This is a genomic window from Asaia siamensis, assembly GCF_014635085.1.
GTDB classification, from domain to species: Bacteria; Pseudomonadota; Alphaproteobacteria; order Acetobacterales; family Acetobacteraceae; genus Asaia; species Asaia siamensis.
Genome location: NZ_BMCH01000001.1, coordinates 414025 through 433154, shown reverse-complemented (window position 1 = coordinate 433154; position 19130 = coordinate 414025). Strand labels below are relative to the sequence as shown.

At 59.0% G+C, this 19130-nt stretch carries 12 protein-coding genes, 1 tRNA gene and 1 riboswitch; of the genes, 6 read left to right on the top strand and 7 right to left on the bottom strand.

Annotated elements, in window-relative coordinates:
- Positions 1-5: 5 nt before the first annotated feature.
- Positions 6-764 carry a 2OG-Fe dioxygenase family protein gene (locus IEV53_RS01770; RefSeq protein WP_371869808.1) on the top strand — a complete coding sequence of 253 codons (759 nt, stop codon included), beginning with the start codon at positions 6-8 and terminating at the stop codon, positions 762-764.
- Positions 765-836: 72 nt separating this feature from the next.
- Entirely contained in the window at positions 837-1400 is a 564-nt protein-coding gene (locus IEV53_RS01765; RefSeq protein ID WP_188424998.1) for a hypothetical protein, read from the top strand.
- Between the two features lie 26 nt (positions 1401-1426).
- Here the strand turns inward: IEV53_RS01765 and IEV53_RS01760 are convergent.
- Positions 1427-1500, bottom strand: a tRNA-Gly gene (locus IEV53_RS01760).
- Between the two features lie 102 nt (positions 1501-1602).
- Positions 1603-1682: riboswitch (SAM riboswitch) on the top strand.
- 65 nt (positions 1683-1747) lie between these two features.
- On the opposite strand from IEV53_RS01760, the gene metZ reads away from it, so the two are divergent.
- Positions 1748-2935 carry an O-succinylhomoserine sulfhydrylase gene (gene metZ / locus IEV53_RS01755; protein ID WP_188424996.1) on the top strand — a complete coding sequence of 396 codons (1188 nt, stop codon included), beginning with the start codon at positions 1748-1750 and terminating at the stop codon, positions 2933-2935.
- A gap of 36 nt (positions 2936-2971) precedes the next feature.
- Positions 2972-3445 (top strand): Co2+/Mg2+ efflux protein ApaG, encoded by a 474-nt coding sequence (apaG, locus tag IEV53_RS01750; protein WP_188424994.1) that lies wholly within the window; start codon positions 2972-2974, stop codon positions 3443-3445.
- Here apaG and IEV53_RS01745 read toward each other — a convergent pair.
- Complete coding sequence (locus tag IEV53_RS01745; protein WP_188424992.1) at positions 3405-5537, bottom strand: ligand-binding sensor domain-containing diguanylate cyclase; 2133 nt, start codon at positions 5535-5537, stop codon at positions 3405-3407. The genes apaG and IEV53_RS01745 overlap by 41 nt on opposite strands.
- 1671 nt (positions 5538-7208) lie before the next feature.
- Here IEV53_RS01745 and IEV53_RS01740 point away from each other — a divergent pair.
- Positions 7209-8555: a sugar porter family MFS transporter gene (locus IEV53_RS01740; protein ID WP_229719479.1), complete on the top strand. Its 1347-nt coding sequence runs from the start codon at positions 7209-7211 to the stop codon at positions 8553-8555.
- Between the two features lie 103 nt (positions 8556-8658).
- A complete protein-coding gene (gene ispF, locus IEV53_RS01735; protein ID WP_188425389.1) occupies positions 8659-9822 on the top strand; it encodes a 2-C-methyl-D-erythritol 2,4-cyclodiphosphate synthase in 1164 nt (387 codons plus the stop codon).
- Positions 9823-10232: 410 nt separating this feature from the next.
- Here the strand turns inward: ispF and IEV53_RS01730 are convergent, their stop codons facing one another.
- The 5 genes from IEV53_RS01730 to IEV53_RS01710 form a co-directional block, all read right to left on the bottom strand.
- Positions 10233-10964: an ATP12 family protein gene (locus tag IEV53_RS01730; RefSeq protein ID WP_188424989.1), complete on the bottom strand. Its 732-nt coding sequence runs from the start codon at positions 10962-10964 to the stop codon at positions 10233-10235.
- Positions 10961-13453 carry an AsmA family protein gene (locus tag IEV53_RS01725; RefSeq protein ID WP_188424987.1) on the bottom strand — a complete coding sequence of 831 codons (2493 nt, stop codon included), beginning with the start codon at positions 13451-13453 and terminating at the stop codon, positions 10961-10963. Before IEV53_RS01725 ends, IEV53_RS01730 begins: the two co-directional genes overlap by 4 nt.
- Positions 13450-14445 (bottom strand): RluA family pseudouridine synthase, encoded by a 996-nt coding sequence (locus tag IEV53_RS01720; protein ID WP_188424985.1) that lies wholly within the window; start codon positions 14443-14445, stop codon positions 13450-13452. The genes IEV53_RS01725 and IEV53_RS01720 overlap by 4 nt, the downstream gene beginning before the upstream one ends.
- Positions 14442-15827, bottom strand: a complete 1386-nt coding sequence (locus IEV53_RS01715; RefSeq protein WP_188424983.1) for a replication-associated recombination protein A — start codon at positions 15825-15827, stop codon at positions 14442-14444. Before IEV53_RS01715 ends, IEV53_RS01720 begins: the two co-directional genes overlap by 4 nt.
- A gap of 78 nt (positions 15828-15905) precedes the next feature.
- Entirely contained in the window at positions 15906-19118 is a 3213-nt protein-coding gene (locus IEV53_RS01710) for an AsmA-like C-terminal region-containing protein (RefSeq protein ID WP_188424981.1), read from the bottom strand.
- Between the last annotated feature and the right edge of the window lie 12 nt (positions 19119-19130).

Here is a 19130-nt window from a genome sequence, read left to right as displayed (position 1 = left end):
ACGTCATGCCCTTGCAGCGTTCTCAAGTCCTTCCCCCAGCCGAATCGGCGCGCCTCGACACGATGGTCGCGACCCTTCAGGAGAAGGGGTTCGCTTTCGAACGCGGCAAGGAAATGCGTTCCTTCCTGGAAGCCTTCGGCTTTCAGGACTGGGAAAACTTCGCTGAAAGCTGGAACCGCCTAGGTCTCGACCGTTACATGGCCGATGGCGGGCGCTACCGTAAAAGACGCTATGCTACCTACGCGCTGACGGGCGGGCGTATCGAGCGCAAACGCCACCAACCGCATTATCAGAGCCGCGATTACAATCTCCTCAATGGCGGCATAGAACGCTGGTTTGGCCCCATTGAGGATGCGATTGCCGCGCATCCCGTCATGCTATCCATTCTGAATGCCGCCCATCTTCTGGCGCTGCGCATGACACCCGCCTCGACGCAGCCCGATAGTTGGCACGCTGAAATTCATCAGTTCCGCATAGAGGCGCAGGCGGGGAAGAATGGCCGCCCCACACCCGAGGGCATGCATCGCGACGGCGTGGACTGGGTCTTCGTGCTGATGGTCAATCGCGAGAACGTGGCTTCAGGAGTGACCTCGATCCATAATGATCATCGTGAGGAAATCGGTTCTTTCACTCTTGAGGCACCGCTCGATACGGCCCTTGTCGACGATCATCGCGTCTATCATGGCGTAACTCCTGTCGAGCCGATTGACCCCGCGCGTCCGGCCTATCGTGACGTACTGGTCGTGACACTGCGTCACGCCTAAAAGAGCCGCAAAGGCAATCTGCCCACGACTCGCCGAAAGAGCGATCCGATACTGAATATGAAAGAAATTCCGATGCGTTTTGGTCTTGCTGTGGCGAGTATCGCAGTCATGGGGCTGGCCATACCAGCGAGCCTTGCCCGAACGCATCACGCCACGACAAATACCGCCCAGGCAAAAGACGCCTCAGGGCCTCGGCCGGTCATTCTGAGCGCGCAACCCGGCACCAATCTCGATCAGGTTGCCCGCCAACTCAACAGCGCCGATCTTGCCGATGCCGCCAAGCATGATGACAATCCGGTCGTTCTCGTTGCGTCAGCCCCGCTTTCGTCTGATCGCAGCGATATGGCGCTGTTCGTGCAGCTGCAATCAGCGCGCCTCTGTGGTTCCGCAGGATGCTCGACCTCGGTCTATCTGCGCCATAAAGGCGGCTGGAAGCTTGTTCTGGATTCGGTCAGCGGGGCTATTTCGGTTTTGCCAAGCCGGCATAATGGCATGCATGATCTGCTGATCGACAAGAATGATCGCTGGACCTGGAATGGTTCAGGCTATCAGGACGGCGCTCCTGCCCCGGCTGCCCCCTCGGCCCCAAAAGACAAGACGCCGGAAGCGCCAAAGAAGAAGCTTCTGCGCGGCTGAACTATTTCGAATTTTCAGGGGAATTCTGGAGCGGGTGAAGGGAATCGAACCCTCGTATGCAGCTTGGGAAGCTGCCGTTCTACCATTGAACTACACCCGCATGGCGCTCCTTCTATCGCAGCTTGTGTCACGATGCAATCACGCGGCATCGGTTGACGAAGCAGGCTCGCTTTGCGCATAGTTCCGCCGTCGCTTCTCGAAGGAGGGCGTCCCTCGCGATTTGAAAGGCCGGATTGCGGCGAGGCTAAACAACAGCGCTAAAGAGGCCCGGGATGTTCTGCATTCCAGGTTTTCCACGGCCAGAATCGCACCACTTTCTTTTAGGTGCATTTTGGAGCGTCTTTTCCATGACAGATACATCCTACGGCCCGTCGACCAAGCTGCTTCATCAGGATGTCAGCCGCACCGAGCACGGCGAAACCAGCGAAGCGATCTTTCTGACCTCCGGCTTTGTCTATGACAGTGCCGAGCAGGCAGCCGCCACCTTCACGGGCGATGTCGCCCATTATCAATATTCGCGTTTCGGCAATCCGACGACCGATGCCCTGCAAGCCAGACTGGCCCTGCTCGAAGGGGCTGAAGCCTGCATCGTCACAGCCAGCGGTATGGGCGCCGTCTCTTCCGCCCTACTCGCCCACCTCAAGCAGGGCGATCGCGTCGTGGCCTCGCGCGCTCTTTTCGGCTCGTGCTACTGGATCGTCACCACGCTGCTGCCGAAATACGGCATCGAGACTGTATTGGTCGACGGTGATGACTGGGCTGGCTGGGAAGCGGCCCTCTCACAGCCGACAGGGGCGGTTCTGATCGAGAGCCCCTCCAACCCGATGCTTGATATTCTCGACATCGAGCGCATTGCGACACTCGCCCACAAGGCAGGCGCATTGCTGATGGTCGATAATGTCTTCGCCTCACCGGTAGGCCAAAAGCCGATCGCTCTGGGTGCTGATGTGGTGCTGTATTCCTGCACGAAACATATCGACGGTCAGGGGCGCGTGCTCGGCGGTGCTGTCCTCGGGCGCAAGCAGTGGATCGAAGAGACACTGCAGCCATTCACCCGCAACACGGGTAACGCCCTCTCACCTTTCAATGCCTGGGTATTGCTCAAGGGGATTGAAACCCTGCCATTGCGCGTCAATGCCATGGCGGCAAATGCGAGTGCGGTGGCTCATTTCCTCGAAAATGCGCCCGGTATTGCCCGCGTTTCCTACCCGGGTCTGGCCTCTCACCCGCAGCGTGCGCTCGTTGAAAAACAGATGAGCAATGGCGGCTCACTCGTTGCCTTCGAAGTTGAGGGCGGCAAGGAAGGCGCTTTCCGTTTCCTCAATGCCTTCAGGCTCATCGCCATTTCGAACAATCTCGGCGATGCACGCTCTTTGGCCACACACCCGGCCACGACGACCCACTCCAAGGTAGACGTGCAGGAACGCGCACGGCTTGGAATCACGGACGGGGCCATACGGCTTTCGGTGGGACTTGAAGACAGCAAGGATCTGATTGCCGATCTTGAGAGGGGCCTCGCCGCGCTCAAAGCCTGATTGCTTTTAGCGTCTCCATGGGCCTACAAGGCGGGCATGTCGCATAAGCCTGCCCCTCCCCGCCTTGTAGCAGACCCGGAAGCGAGTCTTGCTGAAGCTATGGATGCCGCTCCCCGCTATGAAGCGGTGACAAGAGACATCACGATTTCCGTGCGTACGTTCTGGCTCGAGGATCAGTCCCTGCCCGAAGACCATCATTACGCATGGGCATATCATATCCGCATCGAAAATAGCGGCGATGAAACCGTCCAGCTCCTGAGCCGGTCATGGGAAATAACCGACGGACGCGGTAAAACGGATCATATTCACGGCGAGGGCGTTGTCGGCGAGCAGCCCATTCTAGTGGCGAATGAAGTTTTTGAGTACACGTCGGGGGCTGCTCTGCCGACGCCTTGCGGCTTTATGCGCGGTCTTTTTCATATGATCGTTCCCGCCACATCGGAACGCTTTGAAGCCACGATCCCGGCCTTCAGTCTGGATAGCCCTCATCGTCTTGGTCTTGTGCACTAACCACGATACGGCCTCGTCCCTCAAGCTTGGCCTTGTACAGAGCCCGGTCGGCGCGCTCGAGCGCATCTGCCCAGGCCTCCTCTGCTCTCGTGCGGGCTATCCCGACGCTGCAACCGATCGATAACGGCCCTATCTTGGTTTCGAAGGGCACATCGCTCAGTCCTGACAACAGGCTCGCGATACGTGCTTGCGCATCGTCAAACTCCCCCTGCACGACAATCAGGAATTCCTCGCCGCCGTGACGGCCAATGATTTCTTCCTGCCGCTTCGCCTGAATCAGACGCGCGCCAATCCCTGCCAGAATTTCGTCTCCGATCGCGTGACCAAAACTGTCATTGATTGACTTGAAGTAGTCGACATCGAACAGTGCCAGGGTAGCCGAGCGCATGACCCCCGTATCGTCGGGGCGTGACAATTTCTCGAGCAGACGCATGACGCTCGCCTCGGCAGTTCGCCGGTTCATAAGCTTCGTAAGACCGTCCTGACGAGCCTGCTGCTCGAGCGCCGTCTGGGCCGCTCGCATCTCGATCGTGCGTTCATCGACCAGAGCCTCGAGATGGCGCTGGCGTTTCATCAGATAACGAAAACGCAGCTTGTTCAGCGCATAAGGCAGCGCGATGATCGAAACCGTATAGAGCAGGATGAGCGGCCATGCGCTCCACCACGGCCGCTGCATCCGGATTTCTAGGACGATAGGCTCGGAGACCAGATTGCGGTTATCATTCAGGGCCTGCACTATCAGGCGGGAATGTCCCGGCGGTACGAAATTGTAGCGAATTTCGCCGGTCGTCGTTGTAATCCAGTTCCCATCCACGCCGTCGAGACGATAGCGGAAATAAGTCGTGGAAGAGAGCGCTGTATTAAGAGCGCCCAGAGTGACCATGAGCGGGTCACGCGAATAAGGCACAGCTTTTTCCGGCAACATTTTCTCGCCCAGCATCACCTTGATGAAAACTGGCCTGAGATCCTGCTTCTGAAACAGATGCTCTGGATGCATAAGATGCGAGACGCCGCGAGACGCCGTTATCCAGATTGTCCCATCCCGGTCCTCTGAAAGACCCTGCTGGTTGATGTTCGCTGCGATCAGACCGTCATCCCTGGTCGCACGGACCCACTGATGCCCGTCAAACCCCGCCAGTCCATTCTCCGTTCCGACCCACAGACGCCCCCTTGAATCCCAAAGCAGACTGAAAACAATCGAAGAGCCAACCAGCGAGGGATCGATCTGTTCGATTCTGCGAACATGATTCCCCTCAAGCGTGAGATGCAGAAGTCCGTTACGAGCCCGCAATCCTCCGATCCACAGATCGTTCCGCGATGAGAAGGTCATGGCAATCGGCTTGAAATCAGCAGAATTCGGCCAGTGCGTGACGACAGGGACCCATCGCTCGTCAGCCGATTTTCGATAGAGAATGTTACCCTCAACGGCCCAGGGCGTTCCATCTTTCCTGAGTGCAACTGTGGCGGCCGGGGCCGCAAGCGGCCTTCCCTGCACATCCCTAACCATATCTGGCTTCGCTTCCGTGCCGGAGGCGAAAGACAGCAAACCGTCATCGGAGGCGATCCATAACGTGCCAGATCGTCTTGAAAAGGCCAGACCCATCACACGGCTAACCTCGAGATGTCTATCACATGCCAGCATCAGATTTTTTATACGACAACGAAGTAAGGTCGCATCGTTTACAGGAGCCCAGAATGCTCCTGCGCCATCGCTCGTTCCGAAGAAAAAGTTCCCGTCCGCAAGCCTGTGACCCAATTCATCGCCGGAGAGCGCATATATTCCTTGGCCTGTGAATACGAGGTTATCATCGCCAGTTGGCAGGACTGACCAAACAGAACGGATGTCCTGCGGTTCGAGATTTTCCCAATCGCCCCAGCCAATCAGCTTGTCGAGTTCAACCAGATCCTGTGCGGTCCAGAGCTGCTTGTCCCGGTCGACATAGGCGAAGGTAATATCCTGCTCACGGCTCAGATCGTGGTTGAGAAAACTCCAGTGTCGACCGTCAAATGATCGCATCCAGTTGCCATCGAAGAAAATAGTCGCATCGGATGAGCCGACAGCAAAGGTGGGTCGTTCTCCAAGATCTGCCACATTGAACTCCCAATCGATAGGAGCTTGAGAAAGAACGCCAGCGCTATCGGAGGACGTTAGATTTTTTTCGCGCAGCAGGCAGATGTTCAAGCCAGCAGGCGCGTTTGGACAGATCGAAAACCCTGACGATCTTGAGGAAGGAATAACGTCCCGCCCACTCAGATCACGAACTGAGGTCGCATTCCTTGAAACGACGAGAACACGATTGCCCGTCTGATAGATTGAAGCGCCTCTCGTTCCCGAAACACTCTGTTCCGCACAAGAGAGCATTTCTGACTGCGGGGAGAAACTACATCCGTGAAGACCTGATCGATCCTGCAGAAAAACCTGATCACTACTGACAAATATCCCATCAATGTGCCCCTGATGATCAAAGGGCAATGTATCGAACAACAATGTCGATGGGGAACGGCGAACAGACGTTTCGCCTCTGGAGATCAGCAGGTGGCGCCCGTCGGAGAGCAGCATTCTGCCATCCGGTATCTGGCGCATCATTATAGTACGGTTACCCGTCGAAAGCGCGCTCCCTACCGGGAGACGGTAAAATCTGGTTCCGGAAAAAAAATAGATCCCTCTTATTGTCGAGAGATAGATATAACCCTGACGGTCTTGGGACATATCGAAAATATACGAATTGTCTATGCCGTTCTGCTGAGCAAAACGCTGCATACCCAGAGCGATGTCACTCGAATGCGCTGGCAAGACAAGAAACATAGCTCCCAACAGAGCGATGCAAGCATGCCCGAATAATATACAAAGCGTATGACAAAGGGTGGCCAGCGTGATTGATCTGCTGGCCCCCTTGTTATCAGAGGCGACCGGTAAAACTGTCAGTGCCTAGTCCTCGCTATACGGACGGTTCATTTCCACAAACACACTAGGCTATCTCACAAGGGCGGTCGTTAAAAACCCGCTATATCATCCGATATGTGCGATGCAATTACCAGCGATTGTGCAAGGGTCAATGTTTGTGCCCTTCTCAGGACGCGGACCTGTCAGAGCGATACGCGCGCCGTCATTCTTGTCGGCGTGAACTGCGAGAGCATTCGCAGGCACGACCTGGCTGGCAGCGGCAACAGAACCAGCGAAAACAAGAATCGAAAGACCACGTGAAACAATTGTGAAAATGTTCATGATATCTTTTCTCTATCAGAAGTAAGCATGATTGCTTGATCCATAGATAAAAGACCAATTGAACAATGTCTCGACTAGTTATAGAATGGCACGACGTAAGAGTTGTGAAAAAATTAAATACTATATATTTATAAAATATTTATTTTAATTGATGTTATCATTTTATTTACGTTTTTGATTCCACGTATTTATAGAAAATCGACCTATTTTATCGGTTATATTATAGATAAACTTCGTTACTTTCAATTTTGATGATAAATTAATCCATTACTCGCGCGCCCCTTTACAACGTCGCGGCTTGTCACGAGCGCTGCGATTAATCGGACACACTCAATGGCTCATGTTATGGGTCACAATGAATTTGGTTTGAAATAACGTCCCGGATGGTAGAACATCACATCCATCCTGAGACTTCCCGTGTCGCGCAGTAGGGCTTTCACGATACACACGCTCAGGTTTTCTCGACTAAGGTTCCCTCACATGAGTCATGGTTCTCCTTCTGCTCCAAGCGAAGCGAAAGTTCCGCTGGTAGGAAAAATGATGCTCGCAGCAATTCTGGCCGCTGTGGCCGGATTGATGTTCGGGCTCGATATCGGTGTGATTTCCGGAGCGCTCGGCTTCATCACCAAGGAATTCAACGCCAGCGTTCCCGCGCAGGAATGGATCGTCTCTTCAATGATGGTCGGCGCCGCATTCGGCGCTCTCTGCGCTGGCCGGCTGTCCTACTCCATCGGCCGTAAACGCGCTCTGGTTCTCAGCGCGGCGTTGTTCATGATTGGCGCCCTGTGCTGCGTCGGCGCGAACTCGGCCACGATGCTGATTGTCGCTCGCGCCATTCTTGGCCTTGCGATCGGCGTAGCGAGCTTCGTTGCCCCTCTGTATATTTCGGAGGTCGCTGACGAGCAGCACCGTGGAAGCCTGATTTCGGTCTACCAGCTCATGATCACGATCGGGATTCTGCTGGCTTTCGTGTCTGACGCCATTTTCGCCTATCGTGGCGCCTGGCGCTGGATGCTGGGTATTGTCGCCATTCCAGGCGCCTTCTTCCTGGTTGGATCGCTGTTCCTGCCGGACAGCCCGCGCTGGCTGATGCTACGAGGCCGTCACGATGAGGCACTGGAAACCCTCACGGCACTTCGTCCGTCGCGTGAAGAAGCCGAAGGCGAGATCAGGGATATCCAGGAAGGCCTGAAGCAGAAGCAGCGCGGCTTTTCGATGTTCCTCGAAAACCCGAACTTCCGCCGCTCGGTCATGCTCGGCATCGGTCTTCAGATCGTGCAGCAGCTCACCGGCATCAACGTGGTCATGTACTACGCCCCGCGTATCTTCGAAGTGGCCGGGTTCGGTCAGGACGGTCAGATGTGGGGTACGGCCATCGTTGGTCTTGTGAACATGCTCGCCACCTTCATCGCCATTGGTTTCGTCGATCGCTGGGGCCGTCGCCCGATGCTGATCGCCGGCTTCATCATCATGGCCATCGGCATGGGTGCCCTTGCGGTTCTTCTCTCGCTCGGACAGGATTCGAGCACGCTGATGCATTACCTCTCGGTTGCCGTGCTGCTGCTCTTCATCACCGGCTTCGCCTTCTCGGCCGGTCCGCTGATCTGGGTACTCTGCGCCGAAGTCCAGCCGCTGCAGGGCCGCGATTTCGGTATCGCCTGCTCGACCTTCACCAACTGGATCGCCAATATGGCGGTCGGTTCGACCTTCCTGACGCTGCTTGGCGCGCTTGGCCCGTCGCATACGTTCTGGCTCTATGCCGCCCTTAACGGCGTCTTCATTCTCGTGACTCTCGCCTTCGTGCCTGAGACACGCGGTGTTACGCTCGAATCCCTTGAGCACAAGCTCAACCAGGGCGTCAGACTACGCGATATCGGCCGCTGACCGCCGACTGAAACGACCTGTTTCAAAGTTGAGGCCCCGCAGTTTCTGCGGGGCTTTTTCTTGGCTTGACGTGCAGGTGACAAATCCGCATTCCCTGAACACCATGCGTATTGCTGCCATCCTCCTCGCCGCCGGTTCCGGTCGCCGCTTCGCTGATGCCAGCGCCGCCGCTACCACCGGCCTCGCCGCCATGCCGAAGCAGTATATGCTGCTCGGTGGCAAGACAGTCATTCGTCATGCAGCCGAAGCGCTGCGAGACCATGTGACCCTCATCCAGCCGGTCGGAGACGATCCGCTCCTACTGCAGGCGCTCGACGGCCTCGAGACCCTGCCCCCGGTCGCGGGTGGGCGGGAGCGTCAGGACAGCGTCCGTGCCGGGCTCGAAGCCCTCGCGCAGCTTCCCGAACCACCCGATCTGGTGCTGGTTCACGACGGTGCCCGTCCCTATGTCCCTGCAGATGTCGTGCGCAACGTGCTGTCAGCTTTGGAGCGCCATCCCGGCGCCATCCCAGCCGTTGCCATTGCTGATACGCTCAAGCGCGGTCGCGACGGCCTGGTGGATACAACCGTATGCCGCGAATCGCTGTGGCGTGCCCAGACGCCCCAGGGCTTCCACTTCCCGCTTCTGCTGGACCTGCATCGCACCCATCAGGGTCCGGTGACGGATGATGCTGCCCTTCTCGAAGCGGCCGGCCACCCCGTCGCTCTGGTTCAGGGAGCCGAAGACAATATCAAACTGACCCTACCGGAGGACCTCGTGCGTCTGGAACGACTGCTCGGCTCGACCCCACTCCCGCGCACCGGGCTGGGCTATGATGTTCATGCCTTCGAGGCAGGGCGCCCCCTGATCCTTTGCGGCATTACCATTCCCCATGATCGCGGCCTTGCGGGTCATTCGGATGCCGATGTCGGCATTCATACGCTGTGTGATGCCATCTATGGCGCGCTGGCCGAGGGCGATATCGGGCGGCATTTTCCCCCGACCGACAATGAATGGAAAGACATGGATTCAGCCCGCTTCCTGATCCATGCAGGTGAGCGTATCCGCCAGCGCGGCGGAATGCTGATCAACGCCGATGTCACGCTCATCTGCGAGCGACCGAAGATCGGCCCCCACGCACAGGCCATGCGCGAGCGCCTTGCTGCCCTGCTTCAGGTCGATGTTGAGCGGATCTCGGTCAAGGCCACCACGTCCGAACGCCTCGGCTTCACAGGGCGCGAGGAAGGCATTGCTGCGACCGCAGTTGCGACCGTTCTGGTGCCCTGAGAAAGGCCTCTTCCAGAACAGTCCGAGCGCAAAAAAAGCCCGGTATCAGCCGGGCTTTTTTATTGGCGGTTACTCTTGCGACCAAAACCGGAAATCGCCCGGTCCTATCCCTTGATGGCGCAGATAATAACGATGACCGGCGTTGCAGCGAGGAGGAGCCATACGTTCTGGACACAGCGCGCCACGAAATGAGCGGATCTCACTTTGAAAGGGATTCTGCGGATAAGAGCCTCTGCCGAGATGTTGTCTTCGATTACAGCGTGAATACGAGAAGACATCGATCATCCTTCCATGATAACGCCTGATTACCTGATCGGTTCTAGTCATCACCCCAAGACCAGTCGAGTAACCAATGGTCACCTAATGTGATGGCTGGCGTGGTCAGGAGTTAGGCAGCAATCGTGGCGAAATCATGCCTCGTTTGACGCTTTTTCATGCGAAAGAGTAACAAAATCCAACGCCGCACTTATGTCGTCGGCATTGCGCCCCATTTCCTGCAGAAGCGCGTTATCCTCGCCCCATTGCGCCATCTGGTGACGCTCCTCAACGCTCGCCATGGCACAGGCCGTGACCACATCGATCCAGCCCTCTGCCAGACCGATCGCCAGGATGAGACTCCCTGTCGCCGGGGCACAGACTGCCGCACAGGTCAGCGCCGCATCATCGAGTCCATCAAGAGCGGCCGCATACGCACCCTGCACCTCGATTCCAGCATGACTGGGCAGAAGACTTCTCGTGATCGGCGGCCTGACGCCGTAGCGGGCCTCGAACAGATCGAGAGCCGGATCGAAAAGTGTATCCTGCTCGCGTCCGAGCGACCCGGTCGCGCGATAGCAGAGGAGATCGCTCTCACCATAGGCCATCAGCCCACCAATGATCTGCTGACGGTCTGGTGCAATACGCTCGATCTGCGTCCCAGCCATCTGCGTCAGAGGTAGGTCGCTGGTTCTGAACGCTGCGCCGGGCACAATACTGCGCCACTCTTCGGCGATACGGTCAGCCAGCGCTCTTGAAGCCACGATAAGCGGGTTGCCCCCCGGTAAACGGAAGGAGCGCCCATCGAGGCGTATCTCGTGACCCGGAGGCACCGCGCTCGGTACGACGTGGACCTCTTTCCAGAAGCGTTTGATTGTCTGGCTCAATGCAGCAGCCCCAGCCCATGAAGAAGTTCGGAAGCCTTGTTATGCTTCTTGCGTTCGGGTGCAGCCTCACCCGGCAGGTTCTCACGAGCGGCCTCAAGCACAGCCGGACAGGTATCGGGCTCGCTACCGCCAATTGTCAGCTCGAAGCGACCACCCGTATTCGCTTCCTGCTTCGCCTTGGGGGCATCGAGGGTGCCCGTCACCAGCACAGGCGTTGAGGCGCCGGTACCAGCGATGCCGATACGCGGCAGCAGATGCAGATCGAGTGTCTGGTCGACCAGACCATAGCTGCCATGGCCGGACAGGCTCAGAGCCCCTGCTTCCATACCTAGTGTATCGAACTGCGCGCGACCATCGGCGAAGCTGGCGTGAAGCCCAAGGCAACGCACCGAGAGATTGTCATGCGGCAGCAGTGCCCGGACCGAATCGCCAAGATAGGGGCCAAGCGGGCCGGTCGCGATCGAACCGCCCACCATCGAGAGGCCCAGATGGCCCGTAAGCGATGCGATCAGCGACGCTCTGGTATCGCCATGGGCTTCCAGCTGCCCGACGAGCATCAGCGGCCCTCGGAAAAATCCGGGCATGGCGAGCAGGTTCTGGGCCAACGTTGCAGGAAACAGGAGGGGTGTCAGAGAGAGGGTCAAGGATGCAGGCTTGACGCTCATGTCATAGACCGCCCGCCCCGACAGGGTCATGCCATTCCCGCTCCCCTTGACCGAATCGAGCGACAGTTTTCCCGATTCCAGACGCGCCTGAGCAGAGATCCCGCTGTAATCGGCAGCATTGAAACGCACCGTATCGGCGGAAATATCCAGCGTCCCGCGCCCTGTCGACACGAGCCGCGACCAGGAAAATGCGTCCGTTGCCGGAGGAGGCGATACTGAATTCTGCCCTGCCGCCGCGCTCGCCTGAGGAGACGCGCCAGCTGAAGGAGCCTGCTGCTGCGGCGCGGTCAGAGAAGCGACAGGACCAGGCAGAGCCGGTTGAGCCTGCGCGCTTGGCTGCGCGGCTTTGGGTCTGGTCCAGAGCGCGGCCAATGCATCGAGATCGAGATGCTGGAAATGCAGCTTGCCCTCCATCTCGGGCTGAGCCTCGTTCTGTGCCGCGGCATCGAGAACCGCAGTCGCCTCATGACTGTTCAGCGTGAACGCCTTGAGCGTCATCCGACCCGATACATCACGCTCGAAGGCGCCTTTGAGCGTGACGTCATGCAGGACTGACTGACGCAATGGCAGGGTATCAGCCCCACCGTCCAGTGACAGCGCGGTCCGGGAGGCTCCGATCTGACCCGCAACATGACCGTGAAGGCCCTCGGCTTTGCCCAGTCGATTGGCTTCACGCAGATCGAGCGAAACAGCGAGAGGCGTTTCGAGCGCCGTCTGCCAGGAAGTCCCTGCCTGAGCCAGCGTACCGAATGCGCCCTGAACCGCGAGCGCCGGCATCGGCCCCTGCACGGTGGCGGTTACCGTCAGAGCAGACGAGAGGGTCTCGGCATCGGCATGAAGAGCCGAGACCGACAGACCATGCAAGGGAGGGGCCGATTCGAGATGAAGATGAACGTGGTTCACGCCAAGTCGCGAGAGATCGAGCTTCTGCCTGTCGCTCTGCGGATCTGCGTCGAAAATCCCGATTTCACCCCCCAGCCCCGTGATTGCGGGCAGGTTGGCATTGGGGAAGAGCATCTCGGCATCCTTGAGCGAGGCCATCTCGCCCCGCAACACACCGGAAAACCCGCGCATATGGCGCATATCGCTGATCTGGCCGTCGAAATTCAGCCAGTCCTGCGGCTTGCTCTCCTTGCCCAGAGTGGCACCCAGGCTGAGCGCCCAGGGAGGATTGGCGCCCTGAAACAGGGAAAGCGGGCCGATATGGCCATTTACCCGAAATGGCATCTCGCCATGCGTGCCACGGATATCGAGATAGGGGGCGCTTGAAGCGAGACCATCAAATTCCGCATGAGTGATCGTCACCGAGCCGCCGTGATGGGCAAAGCGATCGTCCAGAGAGAAGGCCATACGATCAAGCTTCGCTGAACCGATTTTGAGGCTCCAACGCGCGGTCGGATGAGAGGGCTTGGCCGAACCCGTCGCCTTGTCGGCTGGCTCAGCATGAAAATCCCAGTTCGCCTGACCTGCCTCATCACGGTGCAGGACAACCGTGCCGCGTTGCAGGGTCACATTTTCCAGACGGATCTCCCGCCACAGAAGCGGGATGAGCGCCACGGAGGCGCGAATATCGCGCGCCTGCAACATGGGTGTGTTTGCAGCCCCCCCGATATCGGAGAAGGTGACCTCATGCGCGCTCACGCTCGGCCAGGGCAGAATGCCCACCGAGAACCGGGCCATGGTCAGATCGCGTCCGGTCTGGCGCTTGACCGCAGCAATGACGTCGGATTTCAGATTCGAGCGATCGATCAGAAAATCGGCCGAAACGGCCAGACCGGTCGCCAGCACGAGAACGACGATCAGTACTGCAGCCAGACGCTTCATTTTCTGACTCCCTTGAAGCCGATACGCTCGGGTTTGGGCGTATCGCCCGGAGTAAAGCCGAGATCCTTGAATGTCGTGCGCATATGCGGTGGCAAGGGGGCCGCTACACGCAGGCGCCCACCCGCCGGATGCGGGAATTCGAGAGACCGGGCGTGCAGATGCAGCCGATCGACGAAACCTTCCATATGCGCGGCCTTGCCACCGTATTTCGGGTCGCCAAGAATAGGTGTGCCAAGTGTCTCGCAATGCACGCGCAGCTGATGCGTGCGCCCGGTCAGGGGCTTGAGCGCCAGCCAGGACAGTCTCTTGCCGGCCGCATCAACGACTTCATAATCGGTCTTGGCGACCATCGCGTCTTCGTCTTCACGCGTTGCGGCGATCATCAGCGAGCCGTTGCCTGCGCCGAGCTTGGCCAAAGGCTGGTCAATGACACCAGAGCCGGGCATCGGGCGACCGACGACGATTGCCCAATAGGTCTTGTCGACATCACGCCCACGAAACGCTGCCGCGAGCTTGGCGGCAACACCCGGGGTACGGGCGAGAAGCAGCAACCCCGACGTGTCGCGGTCGATGCGATGCACCAGGCGCGGGCGGTCATGCAATTCGCCACGCAGACCATCGAGCATCATGTCGATATGCTTGGTGATGCCGGGACCGCCCTGTGTGGCCAGGCCGGAGGGTTTATCGAGCACGATCACATGGTCGTCGCGATAGATCACCATGCGCTCGATCTCGCGCGCCAGCTGCGGGTCGAGAGGAGCGGGACGATCGGACTGGGGCGCTGTCGGCGCAGGCAACGGCGGAATACGCAGGCTCTGGCCGGGGGCGAGGCGACTGGCACCGGTCACGCGCTTGCCATCAAGGCGCACCTGCCCGGTGCGACACAGCTTTTGCAGCGCACCCTGGGTGAGATCGGGGAAATGGCGGCGAAACCAGCGATCGAGGCGCATATCGGCCTCGTCTTCACTGACAATACGGGTTGTGACACTCATGGGCGACGGCTTGCCCGTATTGCGGCCTGCCTGTCCAGATTTTTTCTGATCTCCCGCTCCTGCCCGCGGTCGGTCGGCTGGTAAAGCGCCACGCGCTCCATCTCATCGGGGAAGTAATTCTGACCCGAAAACCCCTCTTCCGTATCATGATCGTATTCATAGCCTTTGCCGTAACCGATGCTCTTCATCAGCTTGGTAGGAGCATTGCGAATGTGATGCGGTGGCCCAAGGCTGCCTGTCTCGCGGGCCAGTTTGCGTGCCTGATTATAGGCCCGATAGACAGCATTCGACTTTGGCGCCGTGGCGAGATGAACGACGAGTTGCGCCAGAGCCAGCTCCCCTTCCGGGCTGCCGAGGCGCTCATAGGTTTCCCATGCTGCTACGGCCAGAGGAAGCGCTGAAGGATCGGCCATCCCGACATCCTCGGCGGCAAATCGTGTCATGCGTCTGGCGATATAGCGAGGGTCTTCCCCCCCTTCCAGCATGCGGGCAAACCAGTAGAGACCTGCATCGGGGTCAGAACCGCGCAGCGATTTATGCAGCGCCGAGATGAGATTGTAATGCTCTTCGCGGTCCTTGTCATAAAGCACCGCCCGTCGCGCGACCACTGTGGCCAGACCCGCCGTGTCGAGGCGCTCGCCCTCGGGCAGGGCCTGGATCTGCTCGACCAGATTAAGCAGATAGCGCCCGTCACCATCAGCCATGGCCCTGAGAGACGCCCGCCCCTCTTCCGTCAGCGGCAATGCCTTGCCTGCCTCCTGCTCCGCGCGCTGCAGCAGTTTTTCGAGCCCCGCATCATCCAGACGGTTGAGCACCAGAACCTGACAGCGCGAAAGCAGGGCGCCGTTGAGGGCGAATGACGGATTCTCGGTTGTCGCTCCTATGAGAATGACCGTTCCGCGCTCGACATAGGGCAGAAACCCGTCCTGCTGGGCGCGGTTGAAACGATGGATCTCGTCGACAAAGAGCAATGTGCCCCGCCCCGTCTCCTGCTGGAAACGCGAGGCGGTCTCGAAGGCTTTTTTCAGATCGGCGACGCCAGAGAAAACGGCAGAGATCTGCTCGAAACGCAGCTTGGCCTCTCGTGCAAGCAGACGGGCGATGGTTGTCTTGCCGCAGCCTGGACCACCCCAGAGAATGAGGCTTGGCAGCGTGTTGCGCCTGAGCATCTGCGCAAGCAGACCCGTCGGGCCGAGCAGGTGATCCTGCCCTACGACTTCTGAAAGCTGTCTGGGGCGCAGGCGATCTGCCAGCGGCTGCGTCTGGCGCGCCATCTCAGGTGCGGCCGATACGGACGGTCGCTGTTGATGAGCCTGCACAGAAGCCTTGCCCTGACGGGGCGGCGGTGCGCCAAACAGATCTGCATTGCTGTCGTCGCGCATCGCGCCTCTCCCTGTTCTGCTGTCCGGAAACTGGCTGAAACACCTTTCACCCGGACGGGCCTTACGCCCTGCTGCCTGTTATTTGGCGAGCTGACGCATCACACCGGGTAATAGCATGGCAAAGGGATTGACCGAGAGTGTCGGATTGCCCGCCGTGCCCTTGACCGTAAATGTCGCCGCCAGAACCCCGCCCCCGGATTCGGGAGAAAAGAGCTTGCCGACATTGGGCAGGCGACCAGGTGCTGCGTTTATTCCGAAAACAGGTACTACCGTGCCCTGAAGATCAAGCTTGCCCTGATCGAGGCCGATCTTGCCCTCGAGCGTCGCCCCGAGCGCCGGATTGCCGAGATGTCCATCATGGATGGTCATGACATCATTAGTGATTTTGACCGGAAGATGCAGATGCTGCACCTCAAAACGGTCGCTGCTGGCCTGAGACCAGTTGAACACCGAAAGATGGGTCGCTGCCGTCAGCGCAGCCGGTGGCTGCCTGAAGGTGAAGGGGGAGACCGAAATGACCCCCTTGAAGGGCGGCAACTGACCTGTGCCACCATCCCCCACAGACCCGGCAATCTGGGCTTCTCCCCCCTCAAGCCTTTCCGTCATACCGGTCTGGCTCAGCAGCGTGCCGAGATTATCGACATTGAGCTGCAGATACCGCCCGTCCTTATGGGGCGTCAGTTGCATCTGTACGGCGACAGGTTGCCTGAAAGAAAAATGCCCCTTCTCAAGGCGATGATTACGATGTTCGAGATGAGCCACCACGCCGCCAAACGACCCGGTCTGGCTATAGAAGAGACGATCCGTCGCCAGATCGACACTCCAGCGCATCTCCGGTGCTCCGGCCCCGGCAGGCCTGGGGCCTGACACAGGCCCCGAAGGACTGGGCTTGTCTGTAGCAGTCGCTTCCTTTGCGTCATCCCCATGGAGCAGCGGCGCCAGATCGAGATCATGGGCATGCACATGCACATTGACTGGCGCGTTATCGAAGCCGGGCAGCTCGATCACGGCATCTCCGTTCGACCGCCCCACAACGAAATTATCGAGTGCAAGGCTTTTCACCTTCCCGTCGCTGACCAGCCCTCTCCCCTCGACATGCAGTTCGGGCCCTTCTGCCGCAATCTGGTCGAGAGCGACAATCTGCCCCTGTTTCAGCCCGATATGTGCGGCGGCGGTCGCCTTGTCGCCACGCGCCTTGCGCCAGACCGGAATGGACAGGGCCGAGTCAGCAAGATCGAGCGATAAGTGCAGATCAGCACGCCCGTCGAAACGCGCCTTGTAATCGGCCACAAGCTGGGCCGTGCCATGAAAGAGAGACTGGCTGCCAATATGGGAGCGCTGGAGCGCATCCTCGTCGAAAACCGAGACAGCGTGCACATCTTCACGCAACCCGCCGTCGCGACTCAGAAAATTCTCTTCGAGCCGTGCCGTCGTCGGCACATTATCGAGCAGCCCCTCTCCTGTGAGGCTAAGATGACGTTCGGTCGCCTTCATCGTGCCGCTGGCATTTGTCAGATCGCGGCCGAGCACGACATTGCCCAGCGCAACGTTCCGGAAACGCGCCTCTGCATTCACGTGAATCTGGTCATTCTCGATATGGGACGACAAAGGCAGCGTGATCTGTCCGGTGACTGTCACCGGGCCGGAGGGATGCGTGAAAGGCAACGGATGGCGCGACAGAAGATGCAGTCGCTGATGCGCCAGCAGCCCCATATGGGCGGCGAGATCGCCAGACATGGCCAGATTGATCGTACCCATCTGATCACGCGCCAGAAGATCGCTGATCAACATGCTTCCGCTATCAAGATGCAGAAGTGGCGCGTTGGCCGCATCACCGCTGGGCTGGATTCCCCCAAGAAAATCAATCCTAAGCGTATCGGGTCCGGCGAAACTGAAACGTGCAGAGACATTGCGCGCCGGGGGGATGGGCCTAAGCCAGTTCACGACGGCATCTTTCACATCCAGCGTCGCCGCCGTCTGTGTTGGCCGTATATGCGCCCAGCCCGAGCCGCTGTGAACCGTCGCGTCGATTGAGAGATTGCTGCCTGTTCCCTCGGTGAGGTTACGCGTCACCCAGCGGCGGGCGCCCTTCATCACGATAGCTGGCCAGATGGAAGCGAGATGGGGCACATCGAGCGTCGTTGCCGAAGCAGAGACGTGGCCGTCGATCTGTTTCGCCTGCATCAGGGAGTCGACAGCAAGGGTTCCACTTGCCGCGAAATGCGTCGGGTGGCCCTGATCATCGATAAGCGTGATGCCCGCGTGGAAATCGTCGAGAACAGCCTGTTTGCCCTTCAGGGCAAGATGGGCCGCCACACCCGCCTCAGAAACCTGTAGCGGTGAGCCTTCTTTCTGATCGATCTGCCCTGCGCGAAAAGTGACTGAAAGCCGTGCTTCGGAGACGGGAAGGCTGCCATTGCGGACATGACCCGATGGCGGGATGACGACATGAGACTCGGCCGTAACCGGCAGGCGCCATGATGCGGCGTGGGGCAGCAGCCCAGCAAAAAGCGCAGGCGATACAGGGCCAAGTTTCAGGTCCCAGGCAGTAGAACCACCTTCACCTGCAGCACCATGAGCCACGAAAGTCATCCGGGGTAACGAAGCCGGGCCGAAGGCACCCTCGACCGTGCCGAGCCATTGCGACAGATCTGCCGAAGGCGGGCGGGAAAGCGCCGCCCTGGCAATTTGCAGCGTCAGATCACCCGCGCCCTGCGCATGATCAGGAAGAGCATCGCGCAGGGTTACGCTGACATCATGCAGCGCTGCCCCGCGCAGAAAATCGATCGAAAACCCGCCGGAATGGGAAGATCGGTGCACCGCGCCGGGCCAGTCGAGGTCGATCGACCCGTCCTGCGATCGCTTGAGGATAATTCGAGCCCCATCGAGCGCGATCGTCCTCGGCTCCAGACTACCGCGCAGGAGCGGTGCCATCCTGAAGGCCACGCGCGCATTCCGCGCAGCGAGTGTGGCCGTGCCATCCTGACGAAGGATACGGAGATCTTTCGCGTCGATGATCAGAAGAGGATGGATATGCCTCAGGCCGGGCTGCCAACTCAGGAAGACCTGCTGCCAGACCAGCCTGCCCGCAGGGTGACCGGGCTGCTGCCCTGCCTGAATGGCCACGGGGGAAAAATGACGGGCAATGGCCGTCACATCCAGAGGTCCGGCAGCGAGGCGCCACAGAAGTGCGGCGCCCGCCACCAGCACCAGAGCCAGCGGCAGGATCAGCACAAGCGCCCCAAGACGGAACGCCCGCCAGGACGCACGATGGAAAAGATCGTGCGGCACTATTCTTTCAGA

What these genes read in the sequence shown, in the direction of transcription:
- IEV53_RS01725 (WP_188424987.1), bottom strand. Translation starts at nt 13,453, where the DNA reads ATGAAGCGTCTGGCTGCAGTACTGATCGTCGTTCTCGTGCTGGCGACC.
- IEV53_RS01770 (WP_371869808.1), top strand. Translation starts at nt 6, where the DNA reads ATGCCCTTGCAGCGTTCTCAAGTCCTTCCCCCAGCCGAATCGGCGCGC.
- IEV53_RS01715 (WP_188424983.1), bottom strand. Translation starts at nt 15,827, where the DNA reads ATGCGCGACGACAGCAATGCAGATCTGTTTGGCGCACCGCCGCCCCGT.
- IEV53_RS01765 (WP_188424998.1), top strand. Translation starts at nt 837, where the DNA reads ATGCGTTTTGGTCTTGCTGTGGCGAGTATCGCAGTCATGGGGCTGGCC.
- metZ (WP_188424996.1), top strand. Translation starts at nt 1,748, where the DNA reads ATGACAGATACATCCTACGGCCCGTCGACCAAGCTGCTTCATCAGGAT.
- apaG (WP_188424994.1), top strand. Translation starts at nt 2,972, where the DNA reads ATGTCGCATAAGCCTGCCCCTCCCCGCCTTGTAGCAGACCCGGAAGCG.
- IEV53_RS01740 (WP_229719479.1), top strand. Translation starts at nt 7,209, where the DNA reads ATGATGCTCGCAGCAATTCTGGCCGCTGTGGCCGGATTGATGTTCGGG.
- IEV53_RS01720 (WP_188424985.1), bottom strand. Translation starts at nt 14,445, where the DNA reads ATGAGTGTCACAACCCGTATTGTCAGTGAAGACGAGGCCGATATGCGC.
- ispF (WP_188425389.1), top strand. Translation starts at nt 8,659, where the DNA reads ATGCGTATTGCTGCCATCCTCCTCGCCGCCGGTTCCGGTCGCCGCTTC.